Source organism: Arthrobacter sp. MYb224 (assembly GCF_002975455.1).
Lineage (GTDB): Bacteria > Actinomycetota > Actinomycetes > Actinomycetales > Micrococcaceae > Glutamicibacter.
Genome location: NZ_PCPU01000001.1, coordinates 484,806 through 501,028 on the forward strand (window position 1 = coordinate 484,806; position 16,223 = coordinate 501,028).

The following is a 16,223-nucleotide window of genomic DNA, read 5'->3' on the forward strand; positions in this document are numbered from 1 at the left end:
CAAAGGCGCCAACCAACCTCGAAGTTGCTTGGCGCCGTTGCTTTGGCGGGCCTTGGCGCAATTGGTGTGGCGGATGCTGTTCGCGCACACCGCGCGTGCTAGGTTTTCGCTCAAGGGCAACTAGCCCGATGTAAAGGTCGAAAGGAACACTATGGGAAACAGTACTAATGGTGTCGATGTTCCAGACGATCTGGTCTCGAAGGTCGAAGAATTTGACGGCATCATCGCAGCCGCACACCTGCCATACAACATGACGATCGATCGCGCCGATGAGGACGCGTTGGTCTACAAGTTCGTCGAGTCCGAGATTGACTTCGCCCTGGTTCTGCACGGTGAAGCAATTTTCGCCACGACCTCCGCATTGGATGATTCGGACGCGGATTTCGAGCCGGTATATACCTTCGACCCGGAGTTCCCGCTCACCGCCGAGGACTTCGCCGAACGGCTCACCGACTTCGTGACCCTGGCGCAGAATTGGCAGGAAGTTTCCGAACTGCCCTTCGTAGCCGAGCACCCCGAGTACTTCGGTCCCTCGGACAAGCCGAACAGCGTGCTGCTCTACGAGGATGGCTACCGCTACGAGCTGTTGTTCGTGGAGAACGGCGACCATTTGGTTCTGGCGCGTCCCATCGATACCGAGGCCTACGAGGTTGACCCCGAAGAGGACGAAGATGAAATCCCGTTGATCTACACCAACCACCACATGCTGCACCCCACCATGGGCGGAGCGTTCATCGTGATGTTGGCGGAAACCTTCGGACTGCCGGCCGAGGAAGAGGCGCTGCTCGCGCCACTGCGCATCATCCTCACTCCGACGAACTAAGCATCAACTTAACACGGCTGGGGCCTGAGTTACCTTAAGTGGTAAGTCAGGCCCCAGCATCGTTTTAAGCCCGGCTAGCGGGTCGAACCGGTGGGAGCCACCGTATCGGCGGCGGCTATGCCTTCGGGCCCCGTGTGCGCGCCGGCACCGAGGTGGGACAGATGCCCACCAAGCAGTCCCAGCACCAGGATCGAGGCGAACACGGCCGCGGCGCCGAACCAGTAGGGCGCGCCGGCCCCCATGGCCGCAGCGATCGGCCCGGCCACCGCAGGGGCGATCGCGCCTCCCAGGAAACGCACTCCCGAGTAGGTGGAGCTTGCCACGTTGCGCGGCAGCTCGGTGGCTTCCATCACCGCCTCGGTCAGCGCGGTGTTGAGGATGCCCAGCACCAGCCCGGCGACGACGATCAGCGCGATGAGCGCGCGCAGCTGCGTGTGGAACACCGCCATCGAGGCGAGCAGCAGTCCCAGCAGGCTCAGCGCGACAAACATGATGGGGCGCAGGCCGAAACGCCGGGTCAGCAACGGGGCGACAAGCACCGAGGTGATCGCCAGCGACAGTCCCCAGCCGAAGAACACCCAACCAAGTTCCGCGGCGCCAAATTCGATTCCCTGCGTCGCGGCGGCGGCCTCCAGCGGGTAGGGCGAATAGGCCAGCAGCACGAAGAACCCGAAGTTGTACAGCACCGCGGTGATCGCCATGGTGCGCAGGGCGGGGTTCCGCAGGGCCGCAAAGCTTGCCCACGGGGAGATCTTCAGCTGGCCCGCGGGCTTGTCCGGCAGGCTGAGGAACGCGAGGATCGCAATGAGTCCGATCGCCATCAGCGTTGCGGTGCCGAAGAACGGTCCGCGCCAGGACAGGCTGCCGAGCACCCCGCCCAGCAGCGGCCCGACCGCCATGCCCACGCCCAGCGCCGCTTCGTAAAGCACGATCGCCTGCCGGCTGCCGCCGCTGGCGGCGCCGACGATGGCGGCCAAAGCCGTGGAGATGAACAGCGCGTTGCCCAGTCCCCAGCCGGCGCGGTAGGCGAGGATCTGGTTGATCGAGCCGCTGGCGCCGGCCAGCGCGGCGAACGCCACGATCAGCACCAGTCCCCCGAGCAGGGTCTGCTTCACGCCGATCAGCGTGGAGACCCAGCTGGTGAAGAACATCGCCAACCCGGTGATGAACAGGTAGCTGGTGAACAGCAGCATGGTTTGCGAGGCAGTGGCTTCCAGATCCCGGCTAATGGCCGGAAGAATCGGATCGACCAGCCCGATTCCCATGAACGAGACCATGCAGGCGAAGGCGATCGCCCACACGGATTTTGGTTGGTGCAACAGCGAGTTGCTTGGTTGAGTATTTTTCGTCATAAGGCCAGCTTCTGCGTATTCCTAGTTGTTGTGGCAGGTGCGGCGCAGAGCTAGCGATCCAGGTTTTCGGTCAGCTCCGCCACCATGCGCTCGAGCAGCGGCAGCGCCTGGTTGAGCGTTTCCCGCTCCGGCTCGGTCATCGCTTCGATGCTGCCGGTCAACGCGTTGATCGCCCGTTGCTTATACGCCGTGAGATCGTGTACCCCGAGCTCGGTCACCGAGACAAGCGAGGCGCGGCCATCTTGCGGATCGGCGGCACGCTGCACCAGTCCGTCCTTTTCCAGACGCATCACCAACCCGGTCATGCTCGGTTGGGCGATGCGCTGCTGCACGGCCAGATCCCCTACGCGTTGCGGTCCCTGCCGGTGGAGCACGGACAGCACGCGCCATGCGGTGACCGACCGCCCGTCGCCAGCGGCCTGGCCGAGCAGTCGGGACATCGCGCCGGAAAAGAGCGTCAGGCCTCCCGCGAGGCCAGCCAGGGGATCTTCTTCGCTTGTCATAGTTACAACATAGCAGAATTACATAGGCTACCTATGTAACTTGCTGATTTATGTTACCCAGGGAACAGAAAAAACCCGCCGTATTCCATCCGAAAGGATGGAATACGGCGGGTAATTTACCGGTTCGGGTGCGGACTACTTGCCCGAATCCTGATCGCGTTCGATCGAAGCATGGGATTCAGCCTTTTCGGCCTCCGCAGCCTCGGCCTTGGCGGCCGCGTTGCGACCGAATGGGGTCCAAAGCGACATCACCGTGGCAATAACGATGGTGGCCAGGATGACGATCAGCGAAATGCTAGTCGGAATCTCCGGCGCCCAAGCAAATCCTTCGCCGCCGTTGACGAACGGCAGTTCATTGGTGTGCAGCGCGTGCAGTACGAGCTTGACGCCAATGAAGGCCAGAATGAAGCTCAAAGCGTGCTTCAGGAAGACCAAGCGGTTCATCAAACCACCCAGCAGGAAGTACAGCTGGCGCAGGCCCATCAGCGCGAAGATGTTCGCGGTGAAGACGATGAACGCCGAATCGGTCAGCCCGAAGATCGCCGGAATGGAATCGACCGCGAACAGCAAGTCGGTCATGCCGATGGTAATGAAAACCATGACCATCGGGGTGAACAGCTTCTTGCCATCCACCACGGTGCGCAGCTTGTTGCCGTCATACTCCTTGGCGAATGGCATCTTGCTGGTCAGCTTCTTGACCAGGCCGTTTTCGCTGCCTTCGTCCTCATCGTCGTCCTTGAGCTGGTGCCAAGCGGTCCAGAGCAGGAAGGCGCCGAAGATGTAGAAGACCCACGAGAAGTGTTCGATCATGGCAGCACCGGCGATAATGAAGATCGCACGCAGCACCAGCGCGATGATGATGCCGAACATCAGCACCTCTTGTTGGTACTTACGGGGCACCGCGAAGCGGGTCATGATGATGATGAAGACGAACAGGTTGTCGATCGACAACGAGTACTCGGTAATCCAGCCGGCGTAGAACTCCTGGCCGATCTGGGAGCCGGCCTGCCACCAGACAATGCCGCCGAAGATCAGCGCCAAGGTGATGTAGAAACCGACAAAGAGCCCGGCTTCCTTCATCGATGGTTCGTGCGGTCGACGCACAACGTACAACAAATCAAGCAGCAGGATGACGCACAGCGCCACCAAGGCAATGATTTCAAATTGGATAGTTAACCCTGTAGTGCCCACAGAAGAGCAGCCTTTCGTCGTAAGGGTAGGACAAAGATTCGCAAGTCTCTCCGCCGTCACAAATCAATTCGTGTTCGGCTGCTGCGCCCGGCGAAACTTCAATGGTCCGCGTGTTGACGTTCACAGCATTTGGGATACTCCCCTACGTACGAGATTTAATTGTAGCCTACAGGCCGTCCCGCGCGCGCCTCAAGTGGCACGCCCCACCCCCGGCAGACCGCCCTTCCGGCGCCCCCAGCGCCCGCATCCGCGCTAGTCAGCGGGCCGTCGGACGGCGCCGATTAACATTGTGTTAAGCGTGGCCGGCGTCCTTCATCTGGCGTAGCTCCTTCTTCAGCTCCCCCACCTCGTCGCGGATGCGCGCGGCCAGCTCGAACTGCAGCTCGGCGGCCGCTGCATGCATCTGCTCGGTCATCTGCTCGATCTGCCCGAGCAGGTCTTCCGCCGGCGCGGCGGCCAACCCGTCCTTGCGGATCGGCGCGGCCTTGCGCTTGGCGTCCTTGGCCAAGCGGTTGTTGCTCAGCAGCTCCTGGGTGTCGGCATCCTCGCGGGCCAGCTGATCGGTGATATCGGCGATCTTCTTGCGCAACGGGGTCGGATCGATCCCATGCTTCTCGTTGTGCGCCCGCTGGATCTCCCGGCGGCGGTTGGTTTCTTCGATGGCCTTCTCCATCGCGTCGGTGACCTTGTCCGCGTACATGATCACCTGGCCGGACACGTTGCGCGCGGCACGGCCGATCGTCTGGATCAGGCTGGTCGCCGAACGCAAAAAGCCCTGCTTGTCCGCATCCAGGATCGTCACCAGCGACACCTCGGGAAGGTCGAGCCCCTCACGCAGCAGGTTGATGCCCACCAGCACGTCGAAGGAGCCCATGCGCAATTCGCGCAGCAGCTCCACGCGGCGGATCGTGTCCACATCCGAGTGCAGGTATTGCACGCGGATCTGGTGCTCGGTCAGGTAGTCGGTCAGATCCTCGGCCATCCGCTTGGTCAGCGTGGTCACCAGCACGCGCTCGTTGCGCGCCACACGCACGCGGATCTCGTCGAGCAGGTCATCGATCTGCCCCTTGGTGGGCTTGACGATGATCTCCGGGTCGATCAGCCCGGTGGGGCGAATGATCTGCTCCACGAAGCCATCGGCCTTGCCCAGCTCGTATTTGCCCGGGGTCGCCGAAAGGTACACGGTCTGCCCGACGCGCTCCAGGAATTCATCCCACTTCAGCGGTCGGTTGTCCATGGCCGAAGGGAGCCGGAAGCCGTGCTCCACCAGGTTGCGCTTGCGCGACATATCGCCTTCGTACATGGCGCCGATCTGCGGCACCGTCACATGCGACTCGTCGATCACCAGCAGGAAGTCATCGGGGAAATAGTCGATCAAGCAGTGCGGGGCGCTGCCCGACTCGCGGCCGTCGATATGCCGCGAATAATTCTCGATGCCGTTGCAGAAGCCCATCTGCTCCATCATTTCCAGGTCATAGGTGGTGCGCATGCGCAAGCGCTGGGCCTCGACGAGCTTATTCTGCGACTCCAGCTCCTTCAGCCGCGCCGCCAGCTCGTCCTCGATGGTCTTGATCGCCTTGTGCATGCGCTCGGCGCCGGCGACATAGTGGCTGGCCGGGAAGATATACATTTCGGTTTCCTCGCGGATGACCTCCCCGGTCACCGGGTGCAGCGTATAGATCGCCTCCACCTCGTCGCCGAAGAACTCGATGCGCAGCGCCTGCTCCTCGTACATCGGGATGATCTCCACGGTGTCCCCGCGCACCCGGAAGGTGCCGCGGTGGAAGTCCATGTCATTTCGGGTGTACTGCATGGCCACGAACTGGCGCAGCATCGCGTCGCGGTTCAGCTCCTCGCCCCGGCGCACCGTGACCATGCCCTCCACGTACTCCTCTGGGGTGCCCAAGCCGTAGATGCAGGACACCGTGGCGACGACGATCACGTCCCGGCGGGTGAGCAGCGAGTTGGTCGCCGAGTGGCGCAGCCGCTCGACCTCCTCGTTGACCGAGGAATCCTTTTCGATGAAGGTATCGGTCTGCGCGACATAGGCTTCGGGCTGGTAGTAGTCGTAGTAGGAGACGAAGTACTCGATCGCGTTATTCGGCATCAGCTCGCGGAATTCGTTGGCCAGCTGCGCGGCGAGCGTCTTGTTCTGCACCAGCACCAGGGTGGGGCGCTGCACCTGCTCCACCAGCCAGGCGGTGGTCGCCGACTTGCCGGTACCGGTGGCGCCGAGCAGCACGATGTCCTTCTCGCCGCCGTTGAGCCTTTGGGTCAGCTCCGCGATGGCGGTGGGCTGATCTCCGGCGGGGGTGTATTCGCTGACGACTTCGAAGGGGGCGACGACGCGCTTGATCGGCTGTGCAAGGCTCATGCCTCCAGCATAACGAGGCGCACCGACACTCGCCTACGCTTGGGGGCATGCCGATCGCGAAATTACCTGCCGCGGCCCAGCCGGGTGCCGGTGCGCACCGCATTGCGCGCCGCGGTCCGGCGGATCTGCGCGCCGAAGAACCCGACGGTCAGCGCCGTGGCGGCGATCAGCCCGAGCAGGGCGATCCAGCCGGAGAGATACACCACCGGCGAGTAGGGGCCATTGGAGGCAACATATTCCGCCCGGCCCCCGAAGCCCAGCCAGAGCACCAGCGCGAGCGCGAAGCTCGCCAGCATCGTCCACTTCGAAATTTTCAGCATCAGCGGCGCAGTTCCTTCTCAAATAGTTCGGTCACCCGGGCGCGGAGCTCTTCGAGTGTCCCCTCATTATGCAGCAGATGATCGGCGATCTGCGCACGCTGCGCGTCGCTGGCCTGGGCGGCCATCCGGGATTCGGCATCCGCCCGGGTCCACCCGCGGTCCTCGATCATCCGGCGGATCCGCTCCGCGCGGGGGGCCTGCACGACGATGACGGTGTCAAAATCCTGCGCCTGCCCGGATTCGGCGAGCAGCGGAATGTCCTCCACCACGATCGCCTGCTGCCCCGCGGCCGCGCGCAGCTCCTGCGCCCGGGCGCGCACCAGCGGGTGCACGATCGCGTTGAGCTTGCGCCGCTGGGCCTCGTCGCCGAAGACCAGCGCACCGAGCGCCGCCCGGTCCAGCGACCCGTCGGCGGAGAAAACTCCCTCCCCGAAGGCCGTCCGGATTGCTTCCAGGCCCGGGGTTCCGGGCGCAACAACCTCCCGGGCGAGCTTGTCCGCGTCGATCAGCACCGCGCCGAGTTCGACCAGACGCGCCGCCACTGCCGATTTGCCGGAAGCCACGCCGCCGGTCAGTCCCACATGGATCATGTCTACCACCCTATAAACTAAGTACGATGAACACCAACGACTCGGCCGCCACCCGCTACACCACGCTCGGCGGCGACAGCGTGCACGAGGTCGAGATCAAGCGTTCGCGCTTCATCACCTACCTCTTCCGCGTCGAATCCGAGGCCGCCGCCCGGACGCATCTCGCGGCGCTGCGCAAAACCCATTTCGACGCCCGCCACCACTGCAGCGCGTTCATCATCGGCCCGGATCGGATGACCCAGCGTTCGAACGACGACGGGGAGCCCTCGGGCACCGCCGGCATCCCGATGCTCGAGGCGCTGGCCAAACGCGATACCGGGCAGGGCGCTGACCTCTCCGATGTCCTCGCCGTCTGCGTGCGCTACTTCGGCGGCATCAAGCTCGGCGCCGGCGGCCTGGTCCGCGCCTATTCCGACTCCGTCTCCCAGGCGCTGAACCACGCGGCCCTGCGCACCCGCCAACGGCTGCGCCTCTTCGAGCTGCCCGCCGCGCATGCGCTGGCCGCCCGCTGGGAGAACGAGCTGCGCTCCGCCGGCTACCAGCTGGGCGACACGCTCTGGCGGGAGACCGACGCGGTGCTGCGCATCGGCATCAACGACGAGCCCGGTGACGCCCAGGCGCTGCGCACCGCCATCGCCACACTGACCTCCGGCGCCGGAATGCTGCGCCCGATCGACACCAGATGGGTGGACCTATGAGCCGCGAACTCCTGGCGCAGCTGCGCCGCTGGCCCGATATCGAGGCGGAGAACCTCTTCGCCGCCGATGCCGCGGACCGGCTGATCCTGGACACCGTCACGCACTGGCCGGAAACGGTGGCCGTGATCGGGGACCATTACGGCGCGCTGGCCCTCGGGGCGCTGGCCTCCGGCGCAAGCCGGGTGCAGGTGCACACCGACTCGCTGACCTCCGCGCGGGCGATCAGCGCGAACCTGCAACGGCTGGCCCCGGACTGGGCGGACCGTCTGGAATTCCGCGCGCTCGATGAGGTAGCCCGCGGCGCGACCCTGGTGCTGCTCTGCCTGCCGCGCGGGCTGGATGTGCTCGAGGAGCAGGCCGCCGCCATCGCCGCACAGTGCGACGCGCACACCATCGTGCACGCCGGCGGCATGCTCAAGCATATGAACCGCACGATGAACGAGCTGCTGGCCAAGCGCTTCGCCGCCCTGGAGGTCTCGCACGCCCGGCAGAAGGCCCGCGTGCTCACCGTGCACACCCCCTTGCCCGGGGCACCGTCGGGCGCCTACCCGCTCGCGGCCACGCATTCGGTGAACGGGACCGAATTCACCCTGCGCGCCGGGGCGGCCACCTTCGGCGCGCAACGCCTGGACCCGGGCACCCGGCTGCTGCTGGAGAACCTGCCGGAGCTCTCCGACCATGCCACGCTGCTCGATCTGGCCTGCGGCAACGGCTCCATCGGAGTCTACGCCGCGCTCACCCACCGCGCGCTGCGCGTGGACGCCTCGGATCATTCGGCCTCGGCGGTCGCCTCCACCCGGCTTTCGGCCGCCGCCAATGGGCTCGAAGGACGGATCAGCGCCGTGCAGGACGACGGCCTGGCCCGGCACCCCGCGGCCAGCGCCACGCTGGTCACGCTCAATCCGCCCTTCCACATCGGGAACACGGTCCACGCCGGCATCGCGCTGAAATTGATCGACGAGGCGGCCCGCGTGCTGGCCGAGGGCGGGATCCTGCTCTGCGTCTTCAACTCGCACCTGCGCTACCGCGGCGAGCTCGCCCGGCGCATCGGCCCCACCGAGCAGCTCGCCCGCAACTCCACCTTCACCGTCACCCGCTCCGTTCGCCGCCGCTGACCTTATCCACACCCCGGACCCCGGCCGCGCGCTTCGGGCCGCGCCCCGGGCACACTGGAGCCATGAGTACGAGGATCGAGCAGACCGTCGCGGATCTGCAAGCGCAGCTGGCCGGCTCGGGGGAACTTTCCACCCCCGAGCTGCTGGCCCTGTCCTCGCTCGCCGCCGGCATCCTGCCCGCCCTGCGCACCGCCAGCACCACGCTCACCGACCCGCGGGCCGCGCTGGCCCTGAGCGCGCACACCGAACGGCTGGCCCATGAGGCGGTCCGCACCCAAACCCACTGCGCCCACCTGGTCGAAGCCAGCGGCGCGCACCGCTTGGACATCGCCACCCTCGACGCGCTGCGCGCGCAGGCCATCGACTACGCCACCGCCCCTGCCTTCGCCGAGTCCCGCCCCAGCTACAAGGGCGCGACGGAACTCCTCGCCGCCTGGCTGAACCTCGACATTTTCGAGGCCCGCCGCCGGGTGGAGGACGCGCACCTGGTCATCTGCCAATTCGACCAGCAGGGAAACCGCTACCCGGCGCAATTCCCCCGCCTCGCCCAACGCTTCGCGACCCGCGGCGCCGACCCGCGCGAAACGCTGAGCGCCGCCCGCCGGCTGCATAAGCTCGAACCGGTTCCGGGAGAATTCGACGCACCCGGCACGGCCTGTGCGCAGGATGCCAGCGGGCAGCTGGTCGAAGAAGCCGCCGTGGAACTGCTGGAGGAGCCGGAACCGAAAACCCGGTCCAAGAAGTTGAACCAGCTGATCAAATCCGCCAAGGCCACTGCTGCCGAGCTCGAGCCGGAGTCGGCTGCCGGAATCTACCGCCAGGGTGAAAAGGATGGGCTCATCGTCTACCAGGTCCGGCTCTCCGCCTTGGACGCCGATGCCTTCGAATCGCTGCTTTCGCAGGCGGACAATCCGCGCACCGAGGCCGGCGCCGCCAGCCGCCAAGTCGAATCGGCCCACGCATCGGGCGCCATCCCGGAGCACCCGGATTTCGTCTCCGACGAACAGGCCGCGGCGAGCACCTGGAACCCGCTGGTGGAGGCGACGGTCGCCCGGCGCCGACTGCAGGGGCTGATGAACCTGTTGACGGTCAATAGCCAGAAGCTCAGCCGGCTGCTGACCGCCCGCACCGCGCAGAAGCCCTCCGCGGGCACACCCGGCGAGGCGCTCGCCCCGGCGGACCCCGAGATCCCGGTGGTTCAGCCCACCATCATGGTCCATCTGACCTTGGCGGAGCTGACCGGATTGGCCAAAACCCACGGGGTGACCGACAGCGGCTTTGAAATGCGGCCCACCGACCTGAGACAGGCCCTGGCCAAAGCGAAGATCATTCCCCTGGTGCTCGGCGGCCGCGGAGAAATCCTGGACATCGGCCGCGAACAACGAAACTTCCCCAAGTACATGCGCCGGGCGATCAAAGCCAGAGACCGTGGCTGCATTGTGCCCGGTTGCACCGTGCCGCCCGAGCACTGCGAACTCCACCACATCTGGTGGTGGTCAAACGGCGGACCCACCGCGGTGTACCTGGGCTGCTGCCTGTGCACCGGGCATCATCACGACGTGCATGCCGGAGTGCTGAAGGTTGCCTCCAACGGCGGCGTCCCGCAGGTCATCCTGCCCAAATTCGTCGATCCGACGCAGACTCCGCAACGCAACAGCATCAATGCCCGCCGCGCGGCCTAGCCTACCGGGTGCCCGCAGATAAACGGCCGCTTGCTGCGCACCCGCACCGCATAGCCATCGATCCCGGCGCCAGCCAAGGAGATCCGCTCGAACTCCGGCAGTGCGGCCGGGTCAAACTGTTCGACCTGCATGGTGTTATCCGCTCCATCGCGCCAATGCAGTCCACGCGCCTGGCGTTTGCGCGGTTCCGCGGCCCGGCGCGGCAGGTAGTTCGCGGCCGCTTGGCGGCCCTGGCCGAACACCGTACGCACCTCCAAACGCACCGGCATCGAGTCCCAGCCGCTGAGCCCGGCGATCACCATCCGGTCCCCGCGCCGCACCAGACGGTCGCTGACATGCTCGCCCCAGACCCATGGCTGATCGGCCACGCGCAAGAATTCGGCGGGGCTCAAGTTATTAACCGCCGCGATCCCATGCACCCGGCAGTTATCGAGGCATTCGGCGAATTGCCCGTATTCCAGCGTCTTGGGCTCCCGGCCCGGATCCGTGCAGTCGCATCCGCCCCCGGACAGCGGCTCGGCCGGCACCACCTTGCCCACCGCGGTGAAACTCAGCGGTCCATATCCCCGGGCCAGCGGGATCTCCAGTGCAAGGTGCCCGGCCAGCCGTTGTTCGATGAACCGCACGAGCACCACGACCAGGCACAGAGCCAATGCCATGACTCCGATGACCAGGGAGTCGATGCGATCCCGATCCAGCGCGTTGACCACCTGCTTCGCATCGGTGAAAAACTGCCAGACCAGCTTCAGCAAGGGGTAGATCATCGAGCCCAGCGCCAGATACCACAACGTTTTCGGCAATTGCCGGTAGGCGTGCAACCGCGAGCGCTGCTCGGGCGGAATATCGACCGTGGAGGTTGAAAGAGCACGCCAACGACGCAACCTGGCGATAAAGCGCAGCTGATTGAACAGTCCCGTCAGCGCCAGCAGCCCGAAGAAGGCGCCGCTGCCCAGCAGCACCAGCTGCGGCACACCCACTGGCTGCAGGATCAGATACAGCGCGGCCGTCGCCGTCAAAGCCAGCCAGGGCGCGATCCGGCAGGCGGCCCACATCACCGCAACGCATGCGGCGATCACCGAGAAGGTCAGCAGTCCGCCCAGTTCGAGCTCTTCCCGATCGCGGTAGGCGAAGCGGAACAGGTAAACGTTCAACGCGATCAGCGGCAGCCAGCTCGCGAGCAGGACGATCACATTGGGGATGTCGCGCGGGATGCTGCGCCACTCTTCCTCGGTCACCGAGTAGAACGGCACAGGCTTGCTTTGCGCCGCCCGCACTCCCTCCGAGGCGTATCTCGCCTTCAACTGAGCCATTGCTTATCCTCACCGGCCTCGACTACCCGCTAACAATGATTTAGTCTATAGGCCGGACTTTATGCTTGCACTCCACCTTTGGGTTGATCTTCAATACGCCCCCTACGCAGCCTGGATGAACCGCATCTGGAAAAGAGCAGTTAAATGAAGGAAAGGCCCAACCCGGAGCGGGTTGGACCTTTCCTCTCAGTACTTGCCTAGCTTGACGCTAAGCTCAGCGCAGCAACAGAAATTAGTTGCCGGTCAGCTTCTCGCGCAGGGCAGCCAGTGCTTCGTCCGAAGCCAGGGTGCCTGCATCGGTGGCTGGAGCCTCCGAGGAGTACGATGCTGGAGCAGCAGCTGCGGCAGTTTCGCCGGCAGCAGCAGGCTCTGCTTCTGCGTCGGCAGCGATTGCGGCAACAACCTGCTTCTTGTGAGCTTCCCAACGCTCCTGAGCGGCAGCGTACTGTGCCTCCCAAGCGGCGCGCTGGGTGTCGAAGCCCTCGAGCCATTCGTTCGACTCTGGGTCGAAGCCCTCTGGGTACTTGTAGTTGCCCTCTTCGTCGTACTCTGCGGCCATGCCGTACAGAGCTGGATCGAATTCGGTACCCTCTGGGTCCACGCCTTCGTTAGCCTGCTTGAGCGACAGCGAGATGCGGCGGCGTTCCAGGTCGATGTCGATGACCTTGACGAACAGCTCGTCGCCCACGGAGACAACCTGCTCGGCCAGTTCAACGTGGCGCACTGCAAGCTCGGAGATGTGGACAAGGCCTTCGATGCCGTCTTCGACGCGAACGAACGCACCGAATGGAACCAACTTGGTGACCTTACCTGGTACAACCTGGCCCAGCGCGTGAGTGCGGGCGAAGGTCTGCCAAGGATCTTCCTGGGTAGCCTTCAGCGACAGCGAAACGCGCTCGCGGTCCAGATCGACTTCGAGAACCTCGACGGTGACTTCCTGGCCAACTTCGACAACCTCGGATGGGTGGTCGATGTGCTTCCAGGACAGCTCGGAAACGTGGACGAGACCGTCTACGCCGCCAAGGTCCACGAATGCACCGAAGTTGACGATGGAGGAAACGACGCCCGGACGAACCTGGCCCTTTTCCAGCTTGTTGAGGAAGGTCGAGCGGACCTCGGACTGGGTCTGCTCGAGCCATGCACGGCGGGAAAGCACAACGTTGTTGCGGTTCTTGTCCAGCTCGATGATCTTGGCTTCGATTTCCTGGCCGATGTACGGAGCCAGGTCGCGCACACGGCGCATCTCGACGAGCGATGCTGGCAAGAAGCCACGCAGGCCGATGTCCAGGATGAGGCCACCCTTGACAACCTCGATGACGGTACCGGTAACGACGCCGTCTTCTTCCTTGATCTTCTCAATGTCGCCCCAGGCACGCTCGTACTGAGCGCGCTTCTTGGACAAGATCAGACGGCCTTCCTTGTCTTCCTTGGTCAGGACCAAGGCTTCGACGCTGTCGCCAACGGTGACAACTTCACCTGGGTCAACGTCGTGCTTGATGGAAAGCTCGCGGGAAGGGATGACACCTTCGGTCTTGTAACCGATATCGAGCAGAACTTCGTCGTGGTCAACCTTGACGACGGTGCCTTCGACGAGGTCACCATCGTTGAAGTACTTGATGGTGGCATCGACTGCGGCCAAGAAGTCCTCAGCGGATCCGATGTCGTTAATTGCGACAACTGGTGCGCTGCTGTTCTCGTTCGAGGTGATGGTCATGTAGTAGGGACTCCGATGTGGATAGATTTGATCAGTCGAAACCCCGGAAGTCCCGGAATTTCGAAGGGGGTAGAACATGAATGCGGACACGACAAAGCCATGGCACGCTGTTCAAGTCTACGCGCCTAGCACACGGCGGGTCAAAGCGTAACCCGCCAACATCCTCGCAAGCGTTTTGTGAACTTCGTCATATCTGCCGGTTAATGCGACCCGTCCCACTAGAAACCGTGCGGAGTGAATCCCTCGCAAGCCGTGCTGAATAAGTCCAGCCACGGCCCTGCTGTTCCTCCGCCTTCCAGTTCAGCGCGTCCTGACGCAAGCAGGAGGTCCAGCTGAACAGTGCCCAGATACAGTCCAGCCAGATCCCGCTCCGACAGCGCCACCCGCGGCAGATCGGATTCGGCCTGCCCTTCCTCGATTCGGCTCACCGTGGCGCGGGAATCGGACACGTCGAACAGGTAGGTTCCGGAGATCAGGTTCATCGGATCATTCACGCACAACAGCAGACGGCCGTCACGCTGGTAGCCGCGGGCTTCGAAGGCAGCGGCAACGTCAAGCACCCGAAGCCACAGCACATCATCGATCGAACGCACCTGGTAGTCCCGCACGTTATCCAGTACATTGCGCAGTGGATCCGCCACAGGGCCTTGGCCGTGCACTTCCTCGACCAGGTCATGGTTGCCCAGGTACTCGAAGAGCTTGAAGCGGGCGGCGTCGCTCGTGGCCACCAGCTTTTGCACGACCAGCTTTGCCTTGGGCTCATCCCATCCGCCGAACTTGTAGGCGGCGAAACCACCGAGCTGGCCGGCGCCGTCGTAATAAGCGGCGAAGCGCAGGTTCTTCGGCTTATCCAAGGTCTCCCAAGTGTCCCAGCGTCCCAGGGCGAAGCCGTTGTCGTACTCGGTGCTGTCCACGGAACCGAAGGTTTGCTCCAGCGCACGCACGGCCAGCGCAGCATACTCGGCTCCGAACTGCTTCGGATCGATGTCGATCACCTGTCCAGGCACCTGCACCCGCAGCTTGACCCCGTGGGCGCACTTGAGCGTGAATCGGCTTTGGTAGGTGGCTGGCTCGAAGCCGTACCGCCCGTAAATGGTCGCCTCCGACGCGGTCAACGCCGCAATCGGGAATCCCGCCTGCTGGGCATAAGCCAGTTCGGCAGTGATCTGCCTCGACAGGATTCCGCGCCGCCGATAGCTCGGAGCGACCGTGACCGCAGTAATCTTGTGCGCTGCAACGGGCGCCTGGCCGCCGGCATTGAGCAGCCCTGGGAACGCGCCATAGGTGTGCACCGGGTGCGCGGCATGTCGCGAGTGCGGCTCGGCAGCTGGATCGAACACCAGTGAAAAGCGCATTTTCAGCGCGTAGGTCAGATCCAGGTAGTTCGACCACTGGTTCTCTTCGGGCAGCTGCTCATAGAAGCCGATCCCGGTGGCCTGGTGGAACAGCTTGATCGATTCATCGAGCTCGGGGCTGCGGACGGTGGCCTGGTAGGTCCGGGTTTCCAGCTTCGGCTTGCTTGCTAATTCCATCGTGCTCCTCGGCAGGAAATATGTGGCTGATCACAGTCTATGCTAGCGCAGGTGCGGCGCAAGGGGTTCACCAGGCTTCGGAGAGCTTAACGAACTCCAGTCCGTCCTGGAGGGCACCAGCCAGTCCGCGAGCGATCCCCCGGGCCGTGCCTGACGCCGGTTGGTTGAAATGCCCGATCCCCACGCCGCCGTCCTTCAGCAACTGAAATTGTGCGGCCACCGTTGCTGCCGGGAAGGTCGCGCCCGCATCCAGATTCACCGTGAAGTTCATCGGGATCAGTCCCAGCTGGCGGCACAGCGCCGCTGAGACCTCATCCATATGCGCGGTGCCCGATCGGAAAAACCGCGCCGCCACCCCGAACTCATCGTTCAGATACCGCTGGTTGCCCATGACCTCGTCGTAGGCTTCGCCCACCGAACGAGTTCCGGAAATTCCGTAGGCCGCTTGCCCATCTATGGTCAATGGAACATGCGAGGTTCCATGATTTGCGATTTCAAACAATGGATCGTCTACCAGCTGCGCCAAGTATCTGCCGTTGCTCCTGGCCCATCGCTGGTTGACGAACAATGTTGCGGGCATCTCGCGCTCGCGCAAGGCATCGATCAGGGCATGGTCGATAGCCGAACCATGCGCTCCCCCGCAGGCGTCAAAGGTCAGCGCCACCCTATTTTTCCCGGTGGGCATCGCCAGTTCGATCCCCTTGGCCTCCAAACCGAACTCGCCTGCCGGAGCATTCTTGAATTGCTCGATGATCTGCGCGCGCGTGGGGTACTGCTGCGCGGGGCTGGCAACGGACGAGGGCGCGTTGGTTGCAGGGGTACTGGTTGTCGAAACAGGCGAGGATGCAGCCATCGATTCCGACGCACCCTTGGGCACCTGTGCAGCGCAGCTGCTAAGCAGCCCCGCTGCGGCTGCCCCGAAGCCCAAGGCTCCGGCCTTCAAAGCCCAGCGGCGCGAGCGCTGTTCCATGTTCGTCTCTTCCATCATGCACAGTGGTTCGCACCGAGGGGCAGGTGCA

The 16,223-nt window shown here is 64.1% G+C and carries 14 protein-coding genes; 4 read left to right on the plus strand and 10 right to left on the minus strand.

From position 1 onward, the window contains the following. The first annotated feature begins 151 nt into the window (after positions 1–151). A complete protein-coding gene (locus tag CQ017_RS02350) occupies positions 152–823 on the plus strand; it encodes a hypothetical protein (RefSeq protein ID WP_105552326.1) in 672 nt (223 codons plus the stop codon). 74 nt (positions 824–897) lie between these two features. Here the strand turns inward: CQ017_RS02350 and CQ017_RS02355 are convergent, their stop codons facing one another. The 6 genes from CQ017_RS02355 to coaE form a co-directional block, all read right to left on the minus strand. After that, positions 898–2,175 (minus strand): MFS transporter, encoded by a 1,278-nt coding sequence (locus CQ017_RS02355; protein WP_105552327.1) that lies wholly within the window; start codon positions 2,173–2,175, stop codon positions 898–900. Between the two features lie 50 nt (positions 2,176–2,225). After that, positions 2,226–2,678 carry a MarR family winged helix-turn-helix transcriptional regulator gene (locus tag CQ017_RS02360; protein ID WP_105552328.1) on the minus strand — a complete coding sequence of 151 codons (453 nt, stop codon included), beginning with the start codon at positions 2,676–2,678 and terminating at the stop codon, positions 2,226–2,228. Between the two features lie 135 nt (positions 2,679–2,813). After that, the gene (locus CQ017_RS02365; RefSeq protein ID WP_258133463.1) at positions 2,814–3,869 is read right to left on the minus strand and encodes a TerC family protein; all 1,056 of its coding nucleotides are present in this window, start codon (positions 3,867–3,869) and stop codon (positions 2,814–2,816) included. A gap of 292 nt (positions 3,870–4,161) precedes the next feature. Continuing rightward, positions 4,162–6,243 (minus strand): excinuclease ABC subunit UvrB, encoded by a 2,082-nt coding sequence (gene uvrB, locus CQ017_RS02370; protein WP_096285200.1) that lies wholly within the window; start codon positions 6,241–6,243, stop codon positions 4,162–4,164. Between the two features lie 62 nt (positions 6,244–6,305). Beyond that, positions 6,306–6,563, minus strand: coding sequence for a hypothetical protein (locus tag CQ017_RS02375; RefSeq protein ID WP_105552329.1), 258 nt, complete (start codon positions 6,561–6,563; stop codon positions 6,306–6,308). Further along, positions 6,563–7,153 (minus strand): dephospho-CoA kinase, encoded by a 591-nt coding sequence (gene coaE / locus CQ017_RS02380; RefSeq protein WP_105552507.1) that lies wholly within the window; start codon positions 7,151–7,153, stop codon positions 6,563–6,565. The genes CQ017_RS02375 and coaE overlap by 1 nt, the downstream gene beginning before the upstream one ends. 26 nt (positions 7,154–7,179) lie before the next feature. On the opposite strand from coaE, the gene CQ017_RS02385 reads away from it, so the two are divergent. From CQ017_RS02385 to CQ017_RS02395, 3 genes are all read left to right on the plus strand, one after another. Continuing rightward, entirely contained in the window at positions 7,180–7,851 is a 672-nt protein-coding gene (locus CQ017_RS02385) for a YigZ family protein (protein ID WP_105552330.1), read from the plus strand. Beyond that, complete coding sequence (locus CQ017_RS02390; RefSeq protein ID WP_181148235.1) at positions 7,848–8,966, plus strand: class I SAM-dependent methyltransferase; 1,119 nt, start codon at positions 7,848–7,850, stop codon at positions 8,964–8,966. Before CQ017_RS02385 ends, CQ017_RS02390 begins: the two co-directional genes overlap by 4 nt. A 62-nt stretch (positions 8,967–9,028) precedes the next feature. Beyond that, entirely contained in the window at positions 9,029–10,648 is a 1,620-nt protein-coding gene (locus CQ017_RS02395; protein ID WP_105552332.1) for an HNH endonuclease signature motif containing protein, read from the plus strand. Here CQ017_RS02395 and CQ017_RS02400 read toward each other — a convergent pair. The 4 genes from CQ017_RS02400 to CQ017_RS02415 form a co-directional block, all read right to left on the minus strand. Next, on the minus strand, positions 10,645–11,958 hold the full coding sequence (locus tag CQ017_RS02400; RefSeq protein WP_105552333.1) for a hypothetical protein: 1,314 nt from the start codon (positions 11,956–11,958) through the stop codon (positions 10,645–10,647). The genes CQ017_RS02395 and CQ017_RS02400 overlap by 4 nt on opposite strands. A 232-nt stretch (positions 11,959–12,190) precedes the next feature. Beyond that, entirely contained in the window at positions 12,191–13,672 is a 1,482-nt protein-coding gene (rpsA, locus tag CQ017_RS02405) for a 30S ribosomal protein S1 (RefSeq protein WP_105552334.1), read from the minus strand. Positions 13,673–13,890: 218 nt separating this feature from the next. Continuing rightward, positions 13,891–15,204, minus strand: coding sequence for a GNAT family N-acetyltransferase (locus CQ017_RS02410; protein ID WP_105552335.1), 1,314 nt, complete (start codon positions 15,202–15,204; stop codon positions 13,891–13,893). A 67-nt stretch (positions 15,205–15,271) separates the two neighbouring features. After that, complete coding sequence (locus CQ017_RS02415) at positions 15,272–16,174, minus strand: polysaccharide deacetylase family protein (RefSeq protein WP_105552336.1); 903 nt, start codon at positions 16,172–16,174, stop codon at positions 15,272–15,274. Positions 16,175–16,223: the final 49 nt, after the last annotated feature.

Coding starts and splice junctions, on each gene's coding strand:
- CQ017_RS02410 (WP_105552335.1), bottom strand. CDS start 15,204: ATGGAATTAGCAAGCAAGCCGAAGCTGGAAACCCGGACCTACCAGGCC.
- CQ017_RS02355 (WP_105552327.1), bottom strand. CDS start 2,175: ATGACGAAAAATACTCAACCAAGCAACTCGCTGTTGCACCAACCAAAA.
- CQ017_RS02360 (WP_105552328.1), bottom strand. CDS start 2,678: ATGACAAGCGAAGAAGATCCCCTGGCTGGCCTCGCGGGAGGCCTGACG.
- uvrB (WP_096285200.1), bottom strand. CDS start 6,243: ATGAGCCTTGCACAGCCGATCAAGCGCGTCGTCGCCCCCTTCGAAGTC.
- CQ017_RS02395 (WP_105552332.1), top strand. CDS start 9,029: ATGAGTACGAGGATCGAGCAGACCGTCGCGGATCTGCAAGCGCAGCTG.
- CQ017_RS02385 (WP_105552330.1), top strand. CDS start 7,180: ATGAACACCAACGACTCGGCCGCCACCCGCTACACCACGCTCGGCGGC.
- coaE (WP_105552507.1), bottom strand. CDS start 7,153: ATGATCCATGTGGGACTGACCGGCGGCGTGGCTTCCGGCAAATCGGCA.
- CQ017_RS02415 (WP_105552336.1), bottom strand. CDS start 16,174: ATGGAACAGCGCTCGCGCCGCTGGGCTTTGAAGGCCGGAGCCTTGGGC.
- rpsA (WP_105552334.1), bottom strand. CDS start 13,672: ATGACCATCACCTCGAACGAGAACAGCAGCGCACCAGTTGTCGCAATT.
- CQ017_RS02400 (WP_105552333.1), bottom strand. CDS start 11,958: ATGGCTCAGTTGAAGGCGAGATACGCCTCGGAGGGAGTGCGGGCGGCG.
- CQ017_RS02350 (WP_105552326.1), top strand. CDS start 152: ATGGGAAACAGTACTAATGGTGTCGATGTTCCAGACGATCTGGTCTCG.
- CQ017_RS02390 (WP_181148235.1), top strand. CDS start 7,848: ATGAGCCGCGAACTCCTGGCGCAGCTGCGCCGCTGGCCCGATATCGAG.
- CQ017_RS02375 (WP_105552329.1), bottom strand. CDS start 6,563: ATGCTGAAAATTTCGAAGTGGACGATGCTGGCGAGCTTCGCGCTCGCG.